This window comes from Actinosynnema sp. ALI-1.44 (assembly GCF_001984155.1).
Taxonomy (GTDB): domain Bacteria; phylum Actinomycetota; class Actinomycetes; order Mycobacteriales; family Pseudonocardiaceae; genus Kibdelosporangium.
Map to the genome: position 1 here is coordinate 225,377 of NZ_MTQO01000043.1, position 14,687 is coordinate 240,063.

General features: G+C 68.4%; 14 protein-coding genes. 8 read left to right on the forward strand and 6 right to left on the reverse strand.

Going from position 1 to position 14,687, the window contains the following annotated elements; all coding sequences use genetic code 11:
* Positions 1-13: 13 nt before the first annotated feature.
* Positions 14-1,372 carry an NAD-dependent succinate-semialdehyde dehydrogenase gene (locus tag ALI144C_RS18215; protein WP_076988302.1) on the reverse strand — a complete coding sequence of 453 codons (1,359 nt, stop codon included), beginning with the start codon at positions 1,370-1,372 and terminating at the stop codon, positions 14-16.
* Between the two features lie 144 nt (positions 1,373-1,516).
* Between ALI144C_RS18215 and ALI144C_RS18220 the strand changes: the two genes are divergently transcribed.
* Positions 1,517-2,449 carry an RluA family pseudouridine synthase gene (locus tag ALI144C_RS18220; protein ID WP_076988303.1) on the forward strand — a complete coding sequence of 311 codons (933 nt, stop codon included), beginning with the start codon at positions 1,517-1,519 and terminating at the stop codon, positions 2,447-2,449.
* Positions 2,450-2,456: 7 nt separating this feature from the next.
* On the opposite strand, the gene ALI144C_RS18225 is transcribed toward ALI144C_RS18220, so the two are convergent.
* Positions 2,457-3,641 (reverse strand): glycosyltransferase, encoded by a 1,185-nt coding sequence (locus ALI144C_RS18225; protein ID WP_076988404.1) that lies wholly within the window; start codon positions 3,639-3,641, stop codon positions 2,457-2,459.
* A gap of 118 nt (positions 3,642-3,759) precedes the next feature.
* On the opposite strand from ALI144C_RS18225, the gene ALI144C_RS18230 reads away from it, so the two are divergent.
* Positions 3,760-5,577, forward strand: coding sequence for a serine/threonine-protein kinase (locus tag ALI144C_RS18230; RefSeq protein ID WP_168211281.1), 1,818 nt, complete (start codon positions 3,760-3,762; stop codon positions 5,575-5,577).
* 7 nt (positions 5,578-5,584) lie between these two features.
* On the opposite strand, the gene ALI144C_RS18235 is transcribed toward ALI144C_RS18230, so the two are convergent.
* Together ALI144C_RS18235 and ALI144C_RS18240 are read right to left on the reverse strand one after the other, a co-directional pair.
* Positions 5,585-6,307: an SDR family NAD(P)-dependent oxidoreductase gene (locus ALI144C_RS18235; RefSeq protein WP_076988304.1), complete on the reverse strand. Its 723-nt coding sequence runs from the start codon at positions 6,305-6,307 to the stop codon at positions 5,585-5,587.
* Positions 6,307-8,142 carry an elongation factor G gene (locus ALI144C_RS18240; RefSeq protein ID WP_076988305.1) on the reverse strand — a complete coding sequence of 612 codons (1,836 nt, stop codon included), beginning with the start codon at positions 8,140-8,142 and terminating at the stop codon, positions 6,307-6,309. The genes ALI144C_RS18235 and ALI144C_RS18240 overlap by 1 nt, the downstream gene beginning before the upstream one ends.
* Positions 8,143-8,292: 150 nt before the next feature.
* On the opposite strand from ALI144C_RS18240, the gene ALI144C_RS18245 reads away from it, so the two are divergent.
* Complete coding sequence (locus tag ALI144C_RS18245; protein WP_076988306.1) at positions 8,293-9,183, forward strand: NAD-dependent protein deacetylase; 891 nt, start codon at positions 8,293-8,295, stop codon at positions 9,181-9,183.
* 4 nt (positions 9,184-9,187) lie between these two features.
* Positions 9,188-9,514, forward strand: coding sequence for a hypothetical protein (locus ALI144C_RS18250; RefSeq protein ID WP_076988307.1), 327 nt, complete (start codon positions 9,188-9,190; stop codon positions 9,512-9,514).
* A gap of 52 nt (positions 9,515-9,566) precedes the next feature.
* Here ALI144C_RS18250 and ALI144C_RS18255 read toward each other — a convergent pair whose 3' ends face one another.
* Positions 9,567-10,019 carry a DUF3307 domain-containing protein gene (locus ALI144C_RS18255; RefSeq protein ID WP_076988308.1) on the reverse strand — a complete coding sequence of 151 codons (453 nt, stop codon included), beginning with the start codon at positions 10,017-10,019 and terminating at the stop codon, positions 9,567-9,569.
* Positions 10,020-10,114: 95 nt separating this feature from the next.
* Here ALI144C_RS18255 and ALI144C_RS54420 point away from each other — a divergent pair, with 95 nt between their 5' ends.
* The 4 genes from ALI144C_RS54420 (at position 10,115) to ALI144C_RS18275 (ending at position 12,780) form a co-directional block, all read left to right on the forward strand.
* Positions 10,115-10,765 carry a Crp/Fnr family transcriptional regulator gene (locus ALI144C_RS54420; protein ID WP_076988309.1) on the forward strand — a complete coding sequence of 217 codons (651 nt, stop codon included), beginning with the start codon at positions 10,115-10,117 and terminating at the stop codon, positions 10,763-10,765.
* Positions 10,762-11,091 (forward strand): YnfA family protein, encoded by a 330-nt coding sequence (locus tag ALI144C_RS18265; RefSeq protein ID WP_076988310.1) that lies wholly within the window; start codon positions 10,762-10,764, stop codon positions 11,089-11,091. Before ALI144C_RS54420 ends, ALI144C_RS18265 begins: the two co-directional genes overlap by 4 nt.
* A gap of 40 nt (positions 11,092-11,131) precedes the next feature.
* On the forward strand, positions 11,132-12,220 hold the full coding sequence (locus tag ALI144C_RS18270) for an NAD(P)H-dependent amine dehydrogenase family protein (protein WP_076988311.1): 1,089 nt from the start codon (positions 11,132-11,134) through the stop codon (positions 12,218-12,220).
* A 77-nt stretch (positions 12,221-12,297) separates the two neighbouring features.
* A complete protein-coding gene (locus ALI144C_RS18275) occupies positions 12,298-12,780 on the forward strand; it encodes a carboxymuconolactone decarboxylase family protein (RefSeq protein WP_076988312.1) in 483 nt (160 codons plus the stop codon).
* Positions 12,781-12,810: 30 nt separating this feature from the next.
* Here the strand turns inward: ALI144C_RS18275 and ALI144C_RS18280 are convergent, their stop codons facing one another.
* The gene (locus ALI144C_RS18280; protein WP_202818982.1) at positions 12,811-14,364 is read right to left on the reverse strand and encodes a GMC oxidoreductase; all 1,554 of its coding nucleotides are present in this window, start codon (positions 14,362-14,364) and stop codon (positions 12,811-12,813) included.
* Positions 14,365-14,687 lie beyond the last annotated feature (323 nt).

Below are 14,687 nucleotides of genomic sequence, written 5' to 3' on the forward strand. Positions count from 1 at the left end.
CCCCCAACTGGAATCAGAGCCGGATCGACTTCTTGTTCATGAACTCCTCGATGCCCAGCGCACCGAGTTCCCTGCCCATGCCGGACCGCTTGATCCCGCCGAAGGGCAGGTCGGCCTGTGACCCGCCGGACCTGTTGAGGTAGACCATGCCGGACTCGATCCGGTCGGCCACCGCGCGGTTGCGCTCGGGGTCGGTGCCGAACACGGCGGCGCCGAGGCCGAACGGCGAGTCGTTGGCGATCGCGATCGCCTCGTCCTCGGTGTCCGCCTTGAAGATCAACGCGACCGGGCCGAAGATCTCCTCGTAGTACGCGTCCATCTCGGGCGTGACGTCGGTCAGCACGGTCGCCTCCAGGTAGGCGCCGGGGCCGACCCGCTTGCCGCCGGTGCGCAGTGTCGCGCCCTGTTCGACGGCCTTGTCGACCTGCCCGGCCACCTCGTCGGCCGCCGAGATCGACGCCAGCGGCGGCAGCGTCGTCTTCGGGTCGGCCGGGTCGCCCGCCTGGAAGTAGTCGCCGACGCGCTTGGTGAACTTGTCGACGAACTCGTCGTAGATGTCCGACAGCACGATCATCCGTTTCGGCGCGTTGCAGGACTGCCCGCAGTTGCGCATCCGCGCGGTGGACGTGGCCTTGACCGTCTCGTCCATGTCGTCGGTGTCCAGCACGATCAGCGGGTCCGACCCGCCGAGTTCCAGCACGCAGCGCTTGAGGTTGCGGCCCGCCTCCGCGGCGACCGACACCCCGGCCGCCTCGCTGCCGGTCAGCGACACGCCCTGGATGCGCGGGTCGGCCAGGATGCCCGGTACCTGCCTGCTGGACGCGAAGATGTTGACGTACGCGTCGTCCGGCACACCCGCGTCCCGCAGGACCTGCTCGATCGCCATGGCCGACCGCGGGCAGATCGACGCGTGCTTGAGCACGATGGTGTTGCCGAGCACGAGGTTCGGCGCCACGAACCGGGCGACCTGGTAGCACGGGAAGTTCCACGGCATCACGCCGAGCAGCGCGCCGATCGGCTCCTTGCGGATCACCGCGTCGCCGCCTTTGACCTTCAGCGGCTCCTCGGCCAGCAGCGCTGGGCCGTTGGTGCCGTAGTAGGTGAAGATGTCCACGACGATGCCGATCTCGCCGCGGCCCTCGTTGATCCGCTTGCCCATCTCCAGCGTCATGGTCGCGGCCAGCTCGTCGGCTCGTTCGGCGAACAGCTCCGCCGCGCGCAGCACGATGTTCGCGCGTTCCTCGACGGTGCGGCGGCGCCACGACGTGTAACCGCGGTGGACTTTCTCGATCGCCGCCGCGACCTCTTCGTCGGTCGAGTTGGGGATCTGTTCGATCAGCTCGCCCGTGGCCGGGTTGGTGACTGAGTACATGACGCCAGTCTAGGCGAACGTATACTGCATACACTAGGTCGCGGCTGGCGGAGTGCTTTGTCTCACAAGGGAATCAAGACGGACGACCGTCTTGGATGACCAAGCGGGCAAACAGGACACCGGGTGGTCGACTAGAGTCCTGCTGTGCGTCGACGGCTCCGGTCTCCCATCCCGCCCCGGTTCGGGTTGGACGCCGCCCGGCTGCGGATGCCGGAGGACGGCGAGTGGGGGTCGCTGCTGGAGCACCTCGTGGAGCGGCTGCCCAGAGTCGCGCCCGAACGGATCGAGCAGATGCTGCGCGAGGAACGCGTCTTCGGGGCGGACGGGCCACTCGGGGTCGGGGCACCGTTCGTGCCGGGCTCGTTCATCTGGTTCCACCGCGACCTGCCCGACGAAGTCCCGGTCCCGTTCGACGTCACCGTGGTCCATCGCGACGAGCACCTGCTGGTGGTGGACAAACCGCACTTCCTCGCGGCGATCCCGCGTGGCAGGCACATCCAGGAGACCGCGCTGGTGCGGCTGCGCCGTCAGCTCGACCTGCCGGACCTGTCGCCCGCGCACCGGCTCGACCGGGTCACGGCCGGGCTGATGATGTTCGTGATCACCCGCCCGATGCGCGGGAAGTACCAGGAGATGTTCCGGCATCGCCAGGTGCACAAGGAATACGAGGCCATCGCGGCCCACCGCGCCGAGCTCGACCTGCCGACGACCGTGCGCAGCCGGATCGTCAAGGAGCGGGGAGTCCTTGTCGCCCAAGAGGTCCCGGGCGAACCGAACGCCGAGACCCGGGTGGAGCTCGCCGACCACCGCGACGGGCTCGGCCGCTACCGGCTGGTTCCCGCGACCGGCCGGACGCACCAGTTGCGCGTCCACATGAACGGGCTGGGCGTGCCGATCCTCGGCGACGACTTCTACCCGGAGCTGCGGGAGAAGGCGCTCGACGACTTCACCAAGCCGTTGCAGCTGCTGGCCAAGGTGCTCGAGTTCGACGACCCGCTGACCGGGCAACCCCGGCGGTTCACCAGCGGCCTGCGGCTCCAGGCGTGGGACTCACGCGAGGCGTGGGCTGGGCAGTGATCCTGGGTCACACCAGGGTCTCCAGATGCGCCACCACCTCGGCGGGCGGCGGCATGGCCGCGACCGTTTCCCGCAGTTTCCGCGCCGACGACCGGTACGACTCGGTTTCCAGCAGGTCGCGGACCGCGTGCGCGACGGTCTGCGCGGTCACTTCCTCGTACTGGATGCACTGACCGACGCACGCGAGGTCGATGGCGAGCGCGTTCTGGAACTGGTCGGCCATCCACGGCAGGGCAAGCTGGGGCACGCCGTGCGCCAGGCACCCGGTGGTCGTCCCGCTGCCGCCGTGGTGGACCGCCAGGTCCACGTGCGGCAACACCAGGTCCTGCCGCACGAAACCGGTGACCTTGACCGAGTCGGGCAGACCGGTCCACATGGCAGGGTCGTTCTTGTCACCCACGCTGACGAGCACGTCCACCGGCAGGGTGGCGAGGCCGCCGACGGCCGCGCGGATCCGGTCGTGGTCGGCGAACGGCACGGACCCCATGGTCACGTAGACGAGCGGCCGGGTGCGCTGCTCGGTGACCCATTCGGGCAGGTCATGGCCGGTTCGGCCCCACGGAACCGGGCGCATCGGCGTCCGTGGCGCCACCACGTCGACCAGGTCGTCACCGAACCCGGCCGGACGGGTGTCCACACGCAACTGCGGCGCGGGGAACTCCGCCGAGCTTATTTCCGTCCACAGTGCTGTCAGCGGCTTGGCCAGCGCGGCGTGCAGGAAGGCCGGTGCGCCAAGCAGAATGGCCGACACCGCGACGGACGGCACGCCCCGCGCCGCCCCGGCGAGGCCCGCGCCGATGTTGGCGTCCTCGTAGACCACCAGATCCGGCCGGATCTCGTCGACGACCGGCAGCAGCTCGCGGCACGCGTTCGCGGTGAAGAACCCGGACACGGCCGCGACTTCCGCGATCACCTCCGGCGACGGCAGTTCGGCCGCGCCGCCTGCCGCCGCCCAGACCGCCGTCTGCGCCTGTGTGGTGTGGGTCCGCGCGTCGTGGTCTGTTCGATTGATCGCTTCGCTGATCGAACCGACCGCCGTGACGGTCCGGAACCCCAGTTCCCGCAACGACGGCGTGAACTCGTCACCGGTCGCGAACGTCACGCTGTGCCCGGCGTCGCGCATCGCCTCGGCGAGCGGCATCAACGGGTAGAGGTGGCCGTATTCGGCGAAACTACTGACAAGTACCTTCACGCCGACCAGGATCACGCGGGGGTGTTCCCGGTAGACAGAGGCCGTGCCCCTGGTCCGTCCGGGAGTTTCGCCCGCGAATCGGCCTCGGCGCCGCTCGATGCCGGGTACAGTTCCACGGGTGTCGAGTGACCACGTGATTGCCGGGCGTTACCGACTGGACGAGCAGATCGGCTCCGGCGCGATGGGGATCGTCTGGCGGGCAACGGATCTCGAGCTCGGCAGAGTCGTCGCGCTGAAGCAGTCCCAGGACGGCGACAACGGGCAGATCCGCCGGGAGGCCAGGATCGGCGCAGGCCTGCACCACGCGAACGTCATAACAGTGTTCGACACGGTGGTCGACGACGCCAGGCGCTGGCTGGTGATGGAGTACATGCCGTCCCGCAACCTCAGCTCGATCCTCGACGAGACCGGCCCGTTGCCGCCCGCGACCGTCGCGCGGATCGGCGCGCAGCTGGCGAACGCGCTGGCGGCGATGCACGAACTGGACATGGTGCACAGGGACGTCAAGCCGGGAAACGTGCTCGTCAGCGACAAGGGCGTGGCCAAGCTGACGGACCTCGGCATCGCGCGCTGGGCGGACGTGACGGCCACCGGCGGCAGCCAGATGGTCGGCACACCCGGCTACCTCGCGCCGGAGGTGGTCGACGGGCACGAGGCGACGTCGGCGTCGGACGTGTACTCGCTCGGCGCGACCCTGTTCGCCGCGATCGAGGGCATCTCACCGACCGGCAACGGCGAGCACGGGCCGTTCGCACAGATGCGCCGCGCTGCCAACAGCGAGCTGGAACCATTACGAAACGCCGGTCCGCTGGAGCCCGTGGTGCAGCGGATGCTGCACAAGGACATGGCCAAGCGACCGACGGCCCGTGCGGTGAAGGCGATGCTCGACGGGATCGCGGGTGACACCGAACCGTTGCAGCCGTTGCCGCGCAAGCGCATGATCAAACGCAGACGCGTCATCGCGATCGGCGCGGCGGCGGTCGCGCTCGCCGCCGTCGTGGCCGGGACGGTCTACATCATCGACAGGCCGGAGCCCGCGGTGATGACCGGAAACGTCGGCGACCCGAGGACCGCGGATCCCTGTGCGCTCATCAACATCGGTTCGGCCAACAGGTTCGGCACGATCTTCACCCTGGACTCCGAGTACGGCGCCTTCATGCGCTGCGGAGTGCTGATCAGACAGTCCGGGGACGAGCAGGACCTGATCGACGCCAGGGTGGAGCTCACCTTGCCGGACGAATTCCCGAGCCAACCGCACGTCAAGGGGAAGCTCAGCGACATCGAGCGGCCGCCGGAGAAGAACAACGAGTGCAAACGGACCATCTTGCTGTCCGATGAGAAAATGTTGACGATCGCCGCGACACACAAGAAAAAGAGGCCCGCGCCGTTGTGCGCCGTCGCCGAGGCGATGGCCAACGACGCGTACGCCACGTTGAGCCGTGGCACGATACCGCGACGCAAGGACGCGTTCCCGCCGAACTCCCTTGGCAGCATGAAAGCCTGCGACATGCTGACCCCCGGCGAGGTCGCGGAGATCGCAGCCGTCCCCGGGTACCAGGCGGACAAGCTCCAGCCCGAGCCCGATCTCGGCAACTGGGCCTGCTGGTGGGGTGACGACCCGGTGGAAGCGGATGTGGCATTCCACCGCGACTACCCGCTCGTGCCTGCCGAGGAGGCGGACGAGGACACGCTGTACCTCAAGGTCAGCGGGCGCGATGCCTACCAGGAGACCGGCAAGTCCGGCGACGACCAGCACGACTTCTGCGAGATCACGGTCGTGTACCGCGACTACGAGAAGGACGTGGCGTGGAACAAGGAATGGCAGGAGACGGTCAAGGTCACGCTGGAGACCCAGGAGAAAATCACCGAGGACCAGCTCTGCGCCAAGACGGTGAAGCTGACCGAGCGGGTGGTGGCGCGGCTGCCCAAGGGCTGAGCCGGGTTCACCACCCCTGGTTGGTGCTCATTCCGCCGTCCACAACGAGATCGTGCCCGGTGATCCACGAAGCCATCGGCGACGCAAGGAAAACGCAAGCCTCGCCGATGTCCTCCCGTGTTCCCAGCCTGCCCAAGGGCGCGGACTTCTCCCACCTGCTGACACCTTCCGGCCACTGCTCGGCAATCCCGGGTCGTTCGACCAGTCCAGGGGAGACAGTGTTGACGCGGATGCCGAGCTTGCCGTATTCCAGTGCGGCCGAACGGGCGTGCATGATCAGCGCGGCCTTGGCCGCGTTGTAGTGACCGTGCCCGGCTGCCGGTCGGCTGCCTTCGATGGACGCGATGTGCGTGATGCTGCCGCCTCCGCTGTGGCGCATGACGTTCACCGCTGCCTGCGTGCAGTTGAACGCCAGCGTCAGGTTGGTGTCCACGACCTCGCGCCACTGCGCCGCCGTCATCCCGTCGAGTGACTGCACCGGCTGGATCCCGGCGCTGTTGACCACCGCGTCCAGGCGCCCCTTCCACTCGGCCGCCTGGCGGACCAGGTCGTGGCACACCTGCTCGTCGGTCAGATCGCCTGTCAACGTTTCCACGCCGTCGACCTCGGCGCCTGTGGTGTGCGCGATGACTTCCGCGCCGAGTTCGGCGAACCGGCGGGTGATCCCGGAGCCGATTCCCCCGTTCGCCCCGGCGACCAGAACGATCATTCCCGACACCAGTTGGTTCATCACCCGACACTACGATAACCGGCGAACCGCGTGGTCATCGTGCCGAGCCCGCGGGTCGTGCCGGGCAGTGCCTGCTCGATCTCGCGCAGGCTGCCGGACGGCACCACGGCCGCCACTCCGGCTTCCTCGCCGCGGACCACGGGCATCTCGGGTACCCCGCCGCACCGGACGAGCAGGTTCAGCACCGCGCTGACGACGTCCACCGGCACGTCGAGGTCCACGTGTTCCATCGGTTCGCACACGACCGTGCCCGCCTCACGCAGCGCCTCCATCAGCACCAGAGGAGTCAGCCCGCGGAAGTCACCGGCGACCGAGACCGGGCTGGAGTACCCGGTGTGCGTGAGCGTCACCAGGCAGTCCACGACCCGCCAGCCTTGCGGGCCGGACGCGAGAGCGGCGCGGGCCGTGTCCTCGATGGCGGTCATGAACGCGGCGGGCAGCGAGCCCCGTTCCGCCTCCAGCCGGTACCGCACACCCGAATCGACCTCGCCGGGTTCGACCCGCAGGCCCACGGTGCCGACGAACGGCGTCTCGCCCATCACCTTCACCGCGTGCCCGGTGCCGGTGAGCCGTTCGACGCAGACCACCCGCGGTGCCGAGAACTCGGCGCGCACCCCGAACTCCTCGGCCAGCCGGGCCGCGATCACCTCGCGTTGGACCTCGCCGTAGAGCGACACGACCAGGCTGCCGGGCCTCGGCCCCTGCCGGACGTTGATCAACGGATCCTCGTCGGCAAGCGCGGACAACCCGGTGTACAGGTCCCGGTCAGGCGAGGTGACCACGGCTTCCAATGTCGGCGGCCGGAACCGTGCCGGTGCGGGCGGCGAGGTGGTCGATCCCAACCGGTCGCCGACCCGGAGCACCGGTATGCCGCCGATCCGGGCGATCCCGCCCGCTCGCACCGTGGCCTGCTGCCGGTCCGCGTCGCGCACTTCCGTGGCCCGCCCCGACTCGACGACGGTCGTGCCGGACGCGTCCCGCCGGGTGAACGTGATCCGGTCGCGCACGGTCAACGACCCCGCGAACAGCCTGGCCACCGCGAACCTGCGACCGGTTCCGTCGTGCTCGATGGCGAACACCGTGCCGTCCAACGGCCCCGGCGCCGGTTCGGCCGGGGGCAACAGGTCCACGATGCCCCGGCGCAGTGCGTCGATGCCCGCGCCGGAGATGGCCGAGCCGAAGAACACCGGGTGCACCAGCCCAGCGGCGGTCTGGCGCGCCAGTTCGTCGTGCAGCAGGTCCGGGTCCAGGCCGTCCAGATAGGACTGCAGGACGTCGTCGCTGCGGTCGGCGAGCACTTCGGCCAGCTCAGGGCCTGGCTCCAGCGGCTCGACACTCGCCTGCCCCGTGCCCAGGGCGACCGGGTGGTTCACCGCGACCGCGGACGGGCTGAGCATCCGGCGGATGTCGTCGAGCAGGTCCTTGTGGCGCGCGCCGCGGCGGTCGATCTTGTTGACGAACAGCAGCGTCGGCACACCGAGCGCCTGCAGCGTCCGCATCAGCACCCGGGTGTGCGGCTGGACGCCTTCGACGGCCGACAGTACGAGGATCGCGCCGTCGAGCACGCCGAGGGCGCGTTCCACCTCGGCGACGAAGTCCGTGTGGCCGGGGGTGTCGATCAGGTGCACCTTGTGCCCGGCGGCGTCGAAGGTGGCCACGGCCGAGCGGATCGTGATGCCGCGGCGGCGTTCCAGGTCCATCGCGTCGGTCCTGGTGTCACCACCGTCGACCGAACCGAGGTGGGTGATCGCGCCCGCGTCGAACAGCAGGCGTTCGGTCAGACTGGTCTTACCGGCGTCGACGTGTGCGACGATGCCGAGGTTGAGCGTCCCCATGCGGTGAGAGGTCCTTGTGTGCGTGCGAGCAACGAAGGATGGGGCCTGTCGTCACTCGGCGCATGGAACCTCCTGGGATGCGAGTCGCCGGGCACGCTAACAGCCCCGCCACGGCGGTCGCATCCGGTTTTTCCACGTAGGCTGGATGCCGTGCGGACACGACCGACGTTGAGCTACAACCCGGTGGGGGACCCGTTGCCGACCACGACGGACCTGACCGAGCTGGCCGGCGTGGTCGCCGGGGGCTCGGTCGCCGTGCTCAGCGGCGCGGGACTGTCCACAGAGTCCGGCATCCCCGACTACCGCGGCGCGTCCGGCAGCCTCCGGCGTGCCGCCCCGATGACCTACGACGAGTTCGTCGGCAGCGTCGAAGGCCGCAGGCGTTACTGGGCGCGCAGCCACGTCGGCTGGCGCACGATCGCCAGAGCGCACCCGAACGACGGGCACCGTGCCGTGGCCGCGTTGTGCGCCGAGGGCTACGTGGCGGGCGTGATCACCCAGAACGTCGACGGCCTGCACCAGGCGGCGGGCACGCCCGAGGTGGTGGAGCTGCACGGCAGCCTCGACCGGGTGGTGTGCCTGGACTGCCGGGCGACCAGCCCCCGTGAGGATCTGGACCGGCGGCTGCACGCGGCCAACCCGTCCTTCACCGCCACCGCGATCCGCGTCAACCCCGACGGCGACGTGGACCTGGCCGAGGAGCACGTGCGCGAGTTCCAGCTGGTGGCGTGCGCCGACTGCGAGACCGGGGTGCTCAAGCCGGACGTGGTGTTCTTCGGGGAGAACGTGCCCAGGGACAGAGTGGAGCAGTGCTACCGCATGGTCGACGAGGCGAAGGCGCTCGTCGTCCTCGGGTCGTCGCTGACGGTCATGTCGGGGTTGCGCTTCGTGCGGTACGCGGCGAAGTCCGGCAAGCCGGTCGCGATCGTCAACCGGGGCAGGACCAGGGGAGACGAGTACGCGGGCATCCGCGTGGATCTGCCGTTGGGCCGGGGGCTCACCGATCTGACGCGTCTGGTCGGCACACGGCGACTACGCTAGTCGCATGAGCACTCGGGCACCGATCCCGGATACCTCGCTTGGGCAACAGGCCCATGCCGAAGGCGGGTATCAGCTCATCGCCAAGCCGGACGAGGTCACACACCTGGTGTGCTGCCGCGACGCGTCATGGGGGAAGGCGTTCTGCGGAGCCGTCACAAGCGAGATCAATTTCAGTGTCCAGCGCCTTTGCACCATGTGTGTAGAAGAGGCCGAGGCCATGCTCCCCGGCTGCTCCACCAATGAGGAAACCCTGTGCCCAGTCGACGGCAATCGTTGTCCCGACGAGCATGAGATCGAGCTGCGCATCGCGCGGGCGACCGATCCGACCTAGCTGTGCCGTCGCGGTGTGGCAGGCCGCGGTAGGTATGCCGACGGTGAACAGCCTATCGATCCACTGTGGAGGGCGCGACGACCGCCGTTGCCAGCGCCGCCAGCGTCAGCCAGCCGATGTGCCAGCTCTGGTCGAGCATCGCGTTGCCACCGCGGTCGTGGTAGTCCAGCTTGCCGATCCTGCCCGCCAGCCTGCGCAACGGGAACCGCCGATCGGCCCAGTAGTGGCTCACGGCCGAGATCGCCTGTCCGGCAAGGATTCCCCGCCAGCTCGCGCCGAGCCGCAGCGCTCTGCCGATCCCCGCGACAGCCGCCGTGCTGACTGCCGAGTAGGAAATGACGTGCGCCACGCACGCGGCGCGGCCCGCGGCGTTCTCGGCGCGGGAGCCGTGGCGCCCCTTGTTCGTCGCCTGGTGGTCGGTCTGCACCCAGTAGTCGGCGATCTGGTGGGCGGCAAGCAATGCGACAAAACTCGCCGCGAACCGGGTCGCTCGGTCGGCTGTCATCGGTGTTGCGCTCCCCAATATCGTGTGATCGTGGACAAACTCAGCCAAGCGGGTCTCGGCGACGGGCACCTTGTCAGGTGACAGGAAACAGCGAGGTGAGTTTCTGGTCGGGACTGACGACGATACAGCGAGACCTGCTCGGCCAGGTCGGCACCAGGGTGCGTTACGGAACAGGTGACCGGATACTCCAGCAGGGCGCGCGCGACCGGCACCTGGTGGTGGTTCTGGCCGGAGTGGTCAAAGTGGTCACAAGCTACAGCAACGGACTGGAGAAGGTGCTCGCGTTGCGTGGCCCCGGCGCGCTGCTGGGTGAGATCGCCGCGTTGACCGCGTCCCCGCGCACGGCCGCCGTGTCCGCGGCGTCCCCGGTGACGGCCCTGTTGATCAACAACGTCGAGTTCACGGCGGCGACACGCGCCGACCCGGCGTTGCACGCCCATCTCGAACAGGCGCTGGCCGATCGGTTGCTCGTGACTAACCAACAACTGGTCGACGCGTCCGTTCCGGCCGTGCTGCCGCGGCTGGCCGGGCTGCTGGCCGGCCTGCGCGACCAGCTCGACACGAACGTGCTGCCGATCTCGCAGCCCGATTTGGCCAGTCTCGCGGCCACATCGGAGGCATCGGTGGCCCGGTCGCTGCGCGAACTGCGGCGGATGGGCCTGATCCGCACCGGCCGCCGTCGCATCGAAGTGGTGGACTCGCGCCGGTTGCGGTCCTACGTCGACACCTACGATGTCAAGCCATGACGGTGATTCGGTCGTTGGTCCTGTTCGGTCTCGCGGCGCTGGCGGAGATCGGCGGCGCCTGGCTGGTCTGGCAGGGGGTCAGGGAACACCGCGGTCTACTGTGGATCGCGGCGGGCGTCGTCGCCCTGGGGGTGTACGGGTTCGTGGCCACGTTCCAGCCGGATCCGAACTTCGGCCGGATCCTGGCCGCGTACGGCGGGGTGTTCGTCGCGGGCTCGTTGGCGTGGGGCGTGGTCGTCGACAAGTTCCGTCCCGACGCGTGGGACTACACCGGGGCGGCCATCTGCGTCGTCGGTGTCCTGGTCATCATGTACGCTCCGCGATGATCTGGCGCCACGGCGCGTCCTGTGATTAGCCTCAGTCCTCATGATTGACCCACCGATTGACACAGTTGTCTGGGGTACGGGGAACATCGGCCGTGCTTCGATCCGTGCCGTGACGGCGCACCCCGCGCTGCGGCTGTCCGGTGTGATCGTGCACAGCGCGGACAAGTCCGGCCGGGACGCGGGCGACCTGGCGGGTATGGACCGCGAACTCGGGATCACCGCGACCGACGACGTGGACGCGGTGCTGGCTGGCAGCCCGAAAGCCGTTGTGTACGCGGCGTCCGGCGAGGTCAGGCCCAATGAGGCGGTCGACGACATCATCAAGGCGATCCGCGTCGGTGCCGTTGTCGTGACACCGTCGGTGTACGCGTTGTACGACCAGCGCAACGCGCCGCCGGAGTTGCGGGATCCATTGCTGGCCGCGGTCAAGCAGGGCGGTGGGTCGCTGCTCGTGTCCGGCGTGGACCCGGGGTGGGGCAACGACATCCTGCCGCTGCTGATCAGCGGTGTGGCCACGGACATCGACGTGATCCGCTGCCAGGAGATCTTCGACTACACCACCTACGACCAGCCCGACTCGGTCCGCTGGCTGGTCGGAATGGGGCAGCCGATGGACTATTCGCCGCCGATGGTCGCCCCGGGCATCCCGACCATGGTGTGGGGCGGCCAGATCCGGCTGATGGCCCGCGCGCTCGGAGTGGAGCTGGACGAGATCCGCGAGACGCTGGCGCGGCGGGAACTGGCGAACACCGTCACGACCGAGCGGATGGGCGAGTTCGAGAAGGGCACGCAGGGCGCGCTCCGGTTCGAGGTGCAGGGCATCGTGGGCGGTGCGCCGCGGATCGTGATCGAGCACGTCACGCGGATCCACCCGTCCTGCGCGCCGGACTGGCCGATGCCGCCGACCGGCGACGGCGCGCACCGCGTGATCATCGAAGGCAACCCGCGCATCGAGGTCACGGTCTCGGCGTCCGACGAGCACGGCAATGCCTCCGCTGGGGGCAACGCCACCGCTGTGGGCAGGCTCGTCGGTGCGATCGACTGGCTGGTCGGTGCCGAGCCGGGGCTGTACGACGCGATCGACGTGCCACTGCGTCCCGCCGTCGGTAAACTCGGCCGAGGCACGTGACAAACTGAAACGTGTTCTAATATGCTGGCCGGGGTCATGGTGTCCTTGACGCAGGTGACGGCGCGGAGGAGTTGGCGATGAACATCGACATTCCCGAAGGCAAGGACCCGATCGCGTACGTCTGGGGCGAGATGGTGCCCGGCATCGGCACCGCCGCCGCGAACTTCTCGCTCGCCGTGTACGCCAACACCACGTTGGGGCTGCGTGAGTTCGAGGCCGCGCGGCTGCGGATCGCCCAGATCAACGGGTGCATGTTCTGCCTCGACTGGCGCACCGAGCGCGACGGCGTGAAGGTCGAGGACGAGTTCCCCGACGCGGTGACCAACTGGCGCACAACGGAAGCGCTCGACGAACGGGCCAAGCTGGCCGCGGAGTACGCCGAGCGCTACGCGCTGGACCACCACGGGCTCGACGACGAGTTCTGGGGCCGGATGACCGCGCGGTACAGCCAGCGCGAGATCGTCGAGCTGAGCATGAGCATCGGATCATGGCTGGCGTTCGGCAGACTCAACCGAGTCCACGGCCTCGACGCGATGTGCGTACTGCCCAACACCTCGTGAGTGTTCGGCCGGTTGGAACCGGCCAAACACTCACGATGAGAAGTCGGTGCGGATGATTGTGTCGATGTTGCGTTCGGCCAGGGCTGTGATGGTCACGAACGGGTTTACACTGGTGTTGCCGGGAATCAGCGCGCCGTCGATGACGTACAGGTTGGCGTGCCCGTGCAGGCGGCCGTAGTTGTCGGTCGCCTTGTTCAGCACAGCACCGCCGAGCGGGTGGTACGTCAGGTGGTCGCCCCACATCTTGTAGGTACCGAACAGGTCCGTCCGGTAGATGGTGCCCTCTTTGGCGTTGATCTTGTCGAAGATCGACTTCGCCATGTCGATGGACGGCTGCTTCCACGCCGTCTGCCAGTTCAGCTCGGCCCGGTTGGCCGTCGAGTTCCACGTGAACTGGGCGCGGTGGGGGTTCTTGGTGATGGACAGGTAGAACGACGCCCACGTCTCGATCCCGGTCGGTAGCGGCGCCACTTCGGCGAACGCGCCGCCCGCGTCCCAGTTGTCGATGCCCGCGGTGGGGATGGACGCCTGCACGGTGCCGGTCGCGTCCCACAGGTGATTGGCCCGGCCGCACATCACGTTGCCGTTGTCACCCCAGCCCTTGCCGATCTCGTTGTTCAGGCCGGGCAGCGCGCCTGTTGCCTTGAGCTTGGTCAACAGCTTGCTGGTGCCGACGCTGCCCGCGGCGAAGAAGACCTTGTCCGCGGTGATGGTCTTGGTCGCCGTGACGTTGCCGCTGGTGTCGAGTTGTTCGACCACGACGGCGTACCGGCCGTTGGCCGCGGTGACGGACGTGACCCTGTGCAGGGCTGAGATGGCCACCCGGCCGGTCGCCTTCGCCTGCGCCAGATAGGTTTTCTGCAGGCTTTTCTTGCCGGCGTTGTTGCCGTACAGGATCTCGCCCGCGATCGCGGACTTGGGCACTGTCCCGGCCACTTCCTGCCTCATGTACTCCCAGTCGTACACATTGGGCACGAACACGAACGAGAAGTTCGAACGCTGGGCGTGTTTGCGGCCGACGCGGGCGTACTGGTAGCAGTCGACGCTGTTCCACCACGCCTGGTCCACATTGGTCACACCGAGCCCGGCGTTGGCCCGCGGGTAGTACGTGCCGTACATCTCGTCGGCGTTCACCGACGGCAGGATCGCGGCGAACCGCTCGCGCATCGGCGTGACCGCCATCCCGCCGTTGACCAGCGATCCGCCGCCGACGCCGCGGCCCTGGTAGACCGTGATGCCGCCGAACTCCTCGGCGTCGAGGATCCCGGTGTGCTTGGGGACGTTCTTGTCCAGCGGGAAGCCGAGGAAGTTGCTCAGCGGCTGCTTGGTCCTGGTGCGCAGCCAGTAGGACCGGTAGTCCGGCGTGGTGGTGTTGGCGAAGATCTTGCCGTCGCTGCCCGGGGTGTCCCACGCCATGCCCATCTCGAGCATGTGCACGTCGACGCCTGCCTGGGCGAGCCGCAGCGCGGCGACCGAGCCGCCGTATCCGGTGCCGATGATCAGCACGGGGACGTGGGCGCCCGGGGGGACAGGAGCAGGGACGGGGGCGGCCGAAGCGCGCCCGGCCAGCGCCGAAAGGCCCAAGATAGAACCAGTTCCGGCAATGAATGCGCGGCGGGATATGCCAGTGAAACCGTTGTCGCGCATGGGAATATCACTCATGTGAGCGTCCTCACCGTTGAGGGGATTAGAACAAGTTATACGTACGTGACGCGACGAAGTCACTAGTTACTCGGAAGTAACTTGTGTCTGGTGCTGGGCTCCGGTAGTGGCGACCGGCCGGGGAAACCGCTGAGGAGTCGTCAGTTCTGTAACGTGTTCTCTCACGCCGTGTGCACGCTTGCGCCGTTAGGGCTTGTGTGAGCTCGCGTTCGTCCGCACCCGGGTGACGCCGAATGGAGGCGTAC